This is a genomic window from Oleiphilus sp. HI0125, assembly GCF_001635355.1.
Genome location: NZ_LWGF01000686.1, coordinates 1 through 6,072, shown reverse-complemented (window position 1 = coordinate 6,072; position 6,072 = coordinate 1). Strand labels below are relative to the sequence as shown.

Genomic DNA, 6,072 nt, shown 5'->3' with positions numbered 1-6,072 from the left:
CAAAAGCTGGAGCGGTTGTTAGTCAGAATCAATTGTTAGATCACCCCGCGATGAATACTTCTGTTGAGGTGACACAGGGAGTGTTAGCCGAAGAGTCGAGTCGTCTTATTTCTTCATTTTTTGCTTTGCGTCGCGAAAAAAAGAAAGCTCTTAAGCAAGCTGCGAAGTCTTAGATATACTTTTATTAAGCTAGAAGTAAATAAACTCTGAATCTGTAAATTAAGTTGGAATTAAGGAAGAGCCATGAAGGTGTTGGTGACCGGAGGAGCTGGTTATATTGGAAGCCATGTTGTTAAGCAACTAGGTGAAGCTGGATACGATATTGTTGTCTTTGACAATCTTTCGACGGGATATGAATGGGCTGTGACCTATGGCGAATTGGTCATTGGTGACGTCGGTGATTTTGATAGGCTGGATGCTTTGTTTGCTGAACATAAGTTTGAAGCTGTGTTGCACTTTGCCGCAAATATTGTTGTTCCTGAGTCCGTTGAAAATCCTCTTAAATATTACGGAAATAACACGCGCAATACCCTCAATTTATTGAGTGTGATTGAAAAACATCAAACTCCGTACATGGTGTTCTCATCTACGGCTGCCGTATATGGGATGCCTGATGAGAAAGTACTGACAGAAGATATGCCTCTTGCACCGATCAATCCTTATGGTGCTTCTAAAATGATGAGTGAGCAGATGATCCGTGATTTATCATTTGCATCAAATTTGAAACACGTGATTCTACGTTACTTTAATGTCGCTGGAGCAGATCTTGATAGCAGAATTGGTCAAGCGACGCCTGAAGCAACGCACCTGATTAAAGTGGCTTGTGAATGTGTGAATGGGGCTAGATCAGGTATGAAGGTATTTGGAACGGATTACGATACCCGCGATGGAACCTGTATTCGTGATTATATTCACGTTGATGATTTGGCGAAAGCACACGTTATGGCCTTAGATTTTATGGCACAGGGTGGTGAGTCTAGTATCTTGAACTGTGGCTACGGCCGAGGCTTCACCGTAAAAGAAGTCATTGATGTAGTGAAAGCGCAATCAGGTAAAGATTTCCCTGTTGAGGAAACTGAGCGTCGTGCAGGTGATCCAGACGCGTTAATGGCAGATAACACCAAGATCAAAGAAACGCTTGGATGGGTTCCTGATCATGACAACTTAGACGTCATTGTTAAATCCGCGTTGGATTGGGAAGCTGTTTGGCAGTCGCGTCAGGAGCAAGGATAAGTCTGTGAACTTTATTTTGGATGAGCGCCTCGCTGGCGACACAGAGTTTTTAGTCGATTGGCCATTATGTCGAGTATTGCTGATGAATGATCAGCAATACCCTTGGTGCATTCTCGTACCAAGAGTGATGTCTGATAACGATGATGTGATGAAAGAGCTGTATGAGTTGAGCGACGATCAGCGTGCTCAATTTGATGCAGAATCAGTGTTTTTGTCGAAAACTTTGATGCAATACTTTCAGGGTGAAAAACTAAACATAGCGGCCTTAGGGAATGTCGTTTCACAGTTACATATCCATCATGTCGTTCGTTTCAAAAATGACATAGCTTGGCCTGCTCCTATATGGGGGCGTCACTCGGTAAAGCCATATGACGACGCAGCGCTCACAGATCAAAAAGAAGCCTTAATCAATTTGCTAAAGCCTGCATTCGCATAGTCCTTTGGCGCTAACTATTCGAACTCGTTATCTGCAACGACACGCTGAGCCCGAAAGCTTAGCGTTTTCTCAAGAGTCTGATGTTCTTCAGCTCGATTCAGACCTTGTAACTGGTTTTGTTCTTCCTATCTATGATGAGTCTGTTAGCGCATTAACGCGCTTTTTAGATATGCCACGAACAGATAACCTGATTAGTGTTTGGGTGTTTAATGCTCCTAAGGGCGGGGCTGAAGATGCTCGTCGACGAACTGAAAGCGCGCTTTCTCATTTTATCGATGCCCTTGAGATGCAGCGTTTAAATCCACATATTTATCTTGCAAGGTTAAATGATTGGCATCGATTAATAATCATTGATCACTGCGCTCAAACTCGTCTATTACCTGCTAAAAAAGCAGTAGGCTTGGCGCGAAAAATTGGGGCAGATATAGTTATCGCGCAGCTCTCAAACCATATACCTACTTGGCTGTATTTTAGTGATGCTGACGCTATCTTGCCCTCAGATTATTTTGACCTCCCATCTTTTGAAAGCCGTCCTAGTGCATGTGTTTTAGGTGTTGAACATCAGGCAGAGCAGGGGCTAGCTAGGGAAAGCGCTTTGTATGATTTTAAACTGCATTATGTCGCTGAACGCTTGAAAGCATCAGGGTCTCCTTACGGATATATAGCGCTTGGTTCGATCATAGTGATTGATGTGGACGATTACTGTCGGGTTCGAGGTGTACCTAAAAAATCAGCTGGAGAAGACTTTTATCTGCTCAATAAACTGGCCAAATTACATGGTGTTGAAAGTATAGAATCTCCTGTTGTGAGTGTGGCTGGCAGATTAAGTTCACGAGTCCCCTTTGGTACTGGCCAATCCTTGGAAAAAATGAAGCATGAGCACAACCAAGGCGATGACTACGGCTTCGATTCTCCTAAGACATTCGCAGATCTTAAGTACTTATATGATTCCTTAGAACAGGCGATTTTATTGGGTGAGATGGAGCGTATCATGCCGAGTTTTATTGGCGCTTTATCCAAAAACACTAAACTATTGGACACGCTGAAATACTTAGGCTTTGATACGTTTTGTCAGCATGCTCATCGTCAAGTGAATACACCAAGCCAATTTGAGAGTGCCTTTCACCAGTGGTTTGATGGTTTTTTAACACTAAAATTTGTGAACCATTACCGCTCGCATTATTATCCTCCTGTTTCTTTAGAGTCGCTGGATGCGATTAGCAATGAAATGACTCATTCATTGAAAAAGAAATATCAGGCATTAATCACTCATAGGTAGTCACTTGGCCCAACAAGTCTCTTCGTATATTCATGGTTTGGAACCATGGCAATACACCGTCTCTGCAGGCTTTACTTTGCGTGGACATTACACCCCTCCAACTGGAAAACCGGTGATTCATTTTCTTCATGGCAATGGATTTAACGGCTTGGTGTATGAAAAGTTCCTAGGGCCCTTGAGTAAACATTTCGATATCTTTTTGAGTAATGCGCAAGGACATGGCGATAGTGACGCAGGAGTTCGTCCTTTTACTGATTGGGATGATAGTGCATCTAGCTTTACTGAAGTGTGGCAGCACTATTCAACCTTATGGGCTGATGTGGAGCGAATAGGGATAGGCCATAGTTTTGGAGGTGTGAACACGTTATTGATGACACAGATCGACCCAAAGCTATTCACGAAAGTATTTTTGTTAGATCCAATTATTGGGTCGAGATCGTGGTCATATGCGGCGAATGGCTTACGCATGTTGGGTCTGTCAAAGCACTTTCCCCTGGCAAAACAAGCGCTTGTTCGCGGTACGTATTGGCCTGACGAAGAAGCATTATGGAATTACTTTTATCAACGCGGCACTTTCAAAGGCTGGGATGATGATTGTTTACGCTCCTACCTTAATCATGCGATGAAATCAGATGAAAACGGTGGTTTTTCACTGAAATGTCCGCCGAAAATAGAGAGTAATATTTTCTCGAGTTACTCGAACTCGGTTTGGTCTTCTCTAGCTGCCTTGGGTATACCTGTGCACATGATTTATGGCTCACGCACGTATGACTTTGTGCGTGCCAACTTGCCTAAGCTAGCGCGCCAATATCCCTTTGTAGAAGCAAGCAAAACCATTGGCGGGCATTGTTTTATGTTTGAACAGCCCGAGCAATCCAGTGAATTGCTGCTTTCTCTGCTTGGGTATGATGCTTAAGCCTTATTATTTGTGACGAAGTTCACTATAATCCTGCCTTTCTCAAACAATGGTTGTATAAAGAATGCGTGACGAAAGTATTTTGTTAGGTCAGGTCGAAGGGTTTATTTCTGTTTTGGCTCAATGCCAGGCGCTCGGAATTACCGTAGCTTCGGCACGCGAGAATGAATTAATCTTAGAACTTCCTTATACAGAGAAAATTATTGGTAACCCTGATACTGGTGTTATTCATGGGGGGGCGATTACTACCCTAATGGATACAGCTGCCGGCGCAGGGGTTTTATGTGCATTGCCAGAGTTTGAGCTCTGTCCAACTTTAGACTTACGTGTTGATTACATGCGTTCAGCACGACCTGATCAACCCGTATATGCGCGCGCTAGTTGTTATCGCGTCACTAAAAATATCGTATTCATGCGTTGTGAAGCTTACCAAGTTGATCGCACTGTCGCGCATTGTGTGGCCACGTTTATGCGCATGGGTGCCAAAGGTATTCCATCTTTGGAACATATGACCAAAGGCACTCAAATACCCGAATTTACTTTCAATGAGAACACACGATCGCAGGTTAGCTTAAAGGACCTTCGTGCATCAGCACTCGCAACGAAAGATTTCGAACCACTGATTTCTGCTATCCCTTATGCGTCTTATATTGGGGTGGAATTAGATGGAGAACCAGCCGCAGGATTTTACAAGTTAAATCGTCAGCCAAGTAATATAGGAAACCCTATTTTGCCAGCGATTCATGGTGGTGTATTAGGTGGCTTTATGGAAATGGCGAGCATGCTGCATTTGCTAGCCACGCAACCTGGGGGCGTGATTCCTAGGATTATCGATTTTTCGATCGATTATCTACGTGCCGGTCTAGATAGAGATACTTTCGTCCACTGCGAAGTGACTCGTCAGGGAGGGCGTGTTGCGAATGTGGAAGTGCATGCATGGCAGCAAAGAAGAGAAAAGCCTATTGCCTTAGCGCGTGCCCATTTCTTATTGGAATAACAACCTCCAAATTTTTATGAGCGCTGCTTAAGTTCAGCGCTCATATGTTTTCGATTATAAGGCTTCTCGTTAACCAAATTTTCTTCGCATGTTTAGTTTGAAGTCATTCTTCATATGACGAAGGAAATAACGCACCGTTGTAGTCTTAGGATTTGGCTCCTTGCCTTTCGCTAGCAGAATCATCTGCCAGTAATAAAAACCAACCGCGCCGAAGCTATTGATCGCTTTAATGAGATCAGAGCGACTATTATTTCCCCAAAAGCCTTTGCCGAGAACAAGTTGATGTTCATAGTCGTCTAGACTGTCAATCTTTGATTCAATCAGATCGCGTGGACAGTTTACTTGCGTGCAAAGGGGGCGTGCCAAACCAATCACATCGAGTTCTTTATCCGCAAGCGCTTTCTCCATAACAGAGCGTGATCGGAACCCGCCTGTTACCATCAATGGAATGTTGGCAGCCTCGCGAATGCGTTGTGCATATTCAATAAAGTAGGCTTCTCGCTTGCGCGTGCTCTCTCTGACCTCTGTGGGTTCAACCCCCATAAGACTCAGTTGCTCATACGTGCCGCCTGAAATCTCAAGTAAATCGACGCCGTCTTCGCCGAGCCATTTGGCAACTTGAACGCACTCTTCGAAGCTAAATCCATCTTTTTGGAAATCAGCAGAATTAAGCTTCACTCCGATTGGATATTCTGCGCCGACCTTTTCTCGCACAGCTTTGATTATAGCTCTAAGTAAGCGAGCTCGGTTCTCGATGCTTCCGCCCCATTGGTCTTGGCGTTTATTTACTTTCGGAGACAAGAACTGGCTGAGTAGATACCCATGCGCACTATGTATTTGAATCCCTTTAAAACCGGCTTCTTTGCAGAGTTCAGCTGAACGAGCGAAGCGTTGAATGACGTCTTGAATGTCCGCTTCAGTCATCGGCTTTGGCTTGCCAAAATTACCAAGCATTTCTAGGTGGACATCAGAAGGCGATAAAGGCGTACTGTTGACTAGTTTGGGGCACTGTCGACCCGGGTGATTCAACTGTACCCAGCAATGATTGCCATCTTCTTGGCTTGCTTTTGCCCAAGATTTGAAACGATCTAAATCTTTATCGTCTTCTAGTACAACATTTCCCGCACGTTCAAGATACCGGCGATCGACTTGGACATTACCCGTAATGTGGAGGCCTGCGCCACCGTGTGACCAACGGCGATACAAGGTTT

Annotated in this window: 6 protein-coding genes; 5 read left to right on the top strand and 1 reads right to left on the bottom strand. The window is 44.2% G+C overall.

The window, feature by feature from the left end:
* The first annotated feature begins 243 nt into the window (after nt 1-243).
* The 5 genes from galE to A3762_RS28340 all read left to right on the top strand — a co-directional run bounded on the left by galE (nt 244) and on the right by A3762_RS28340 (nt 4,861).
* The gene (gene galE / locus A3762_RS09950) at nt 244-1,233 is read left to right on the top strand and encodes a UDP-glucose 4-epimerase GalE (RefSeq protein ID WP_068476363.1); all 990 of its coding nucleotides are present in this window, start codon (nt 244-246) and stop codon (nt 1,231-1,233) included.
* A 4-nt stretch (nt 1,234-1,237) separates the two neighbouring features.
* Nucleotides 1,238-1,669: an HIT domain-containing protein gene (locus tag A3762_RS09945; protein WP_068475877.1), complete on the top strand. Its 432-nt coding sequence runs from the start codon at nt 1,238-1,240 to the stop codon at nt 1,667-1,669.
* Nucleotides 1,670-1,673: 4 nt separating this feature from the next.
* The gene (locus tag A3762_RS09940) at nt 1,674-2,948 is read left to right on the top strand and encodes a hypothetical protein (protein ID WP_068755233.1); all 1,275 of its coding nucleotides are present in this window, start codon (nt 1,674-1,676) and stop codon (nt 2,946-2,948) included.
* 4 nt (nt 2,949-2,952) lie between these two features.
* Nucleotides 2,953-3,864 (top strand): alpha/beta fold hydrolase, encoded by a 912-nt coding sequence (locus A3762_RS09935; RefSeq protein ID WP_197469183.1) that lies wholly within the window; start codon nt 2,953-2,955, stop codon nt 3,862-3,864.
* A 64-nt stretch (nt 3,865-3,928) separates the two neighbouring features.
* A complete protein-coding gene (locus A3762_RS28340) occupies nt 3,929-4,861 on the top strand; it encodes a PaaI family thioesterase (protein WP_068476359.1) in 933 nt (310 codons plus the stop codon).
* A gap of 69 nt (nt 4,862-4,930) precedes the next feature.
* On the opposite strand, the gene A3762_RS09925 is transcribed toward A3762_RS28340, so the two are convergent.
* Nucleotides 4,931-6,072: NADH:flavin oxidoreductase/NADH oxidase family protein (locus A3762_RS09925; protein WP_068755231.1), on the bottom strand; the 1,142-nt coding region annotated here is incomplete at its 5' end.

Bases quoted from the DNA above. Each gene is read 5' to 3' on its own strand.
- galE (WP_068476363.1), top strand. From the start codon at position 244: ATGAAGGTGTTGGTGACCGGAGGAGCTGGTTATATTGGAAGCCATGTT.
- A3762_RS28340 (WP_068476359.1), top strand. From the start codon at position 3,929: ATGCGTGACGAAAGTATTTTGTTAGGTCAGGTCGAAGGGTTTATTTCT.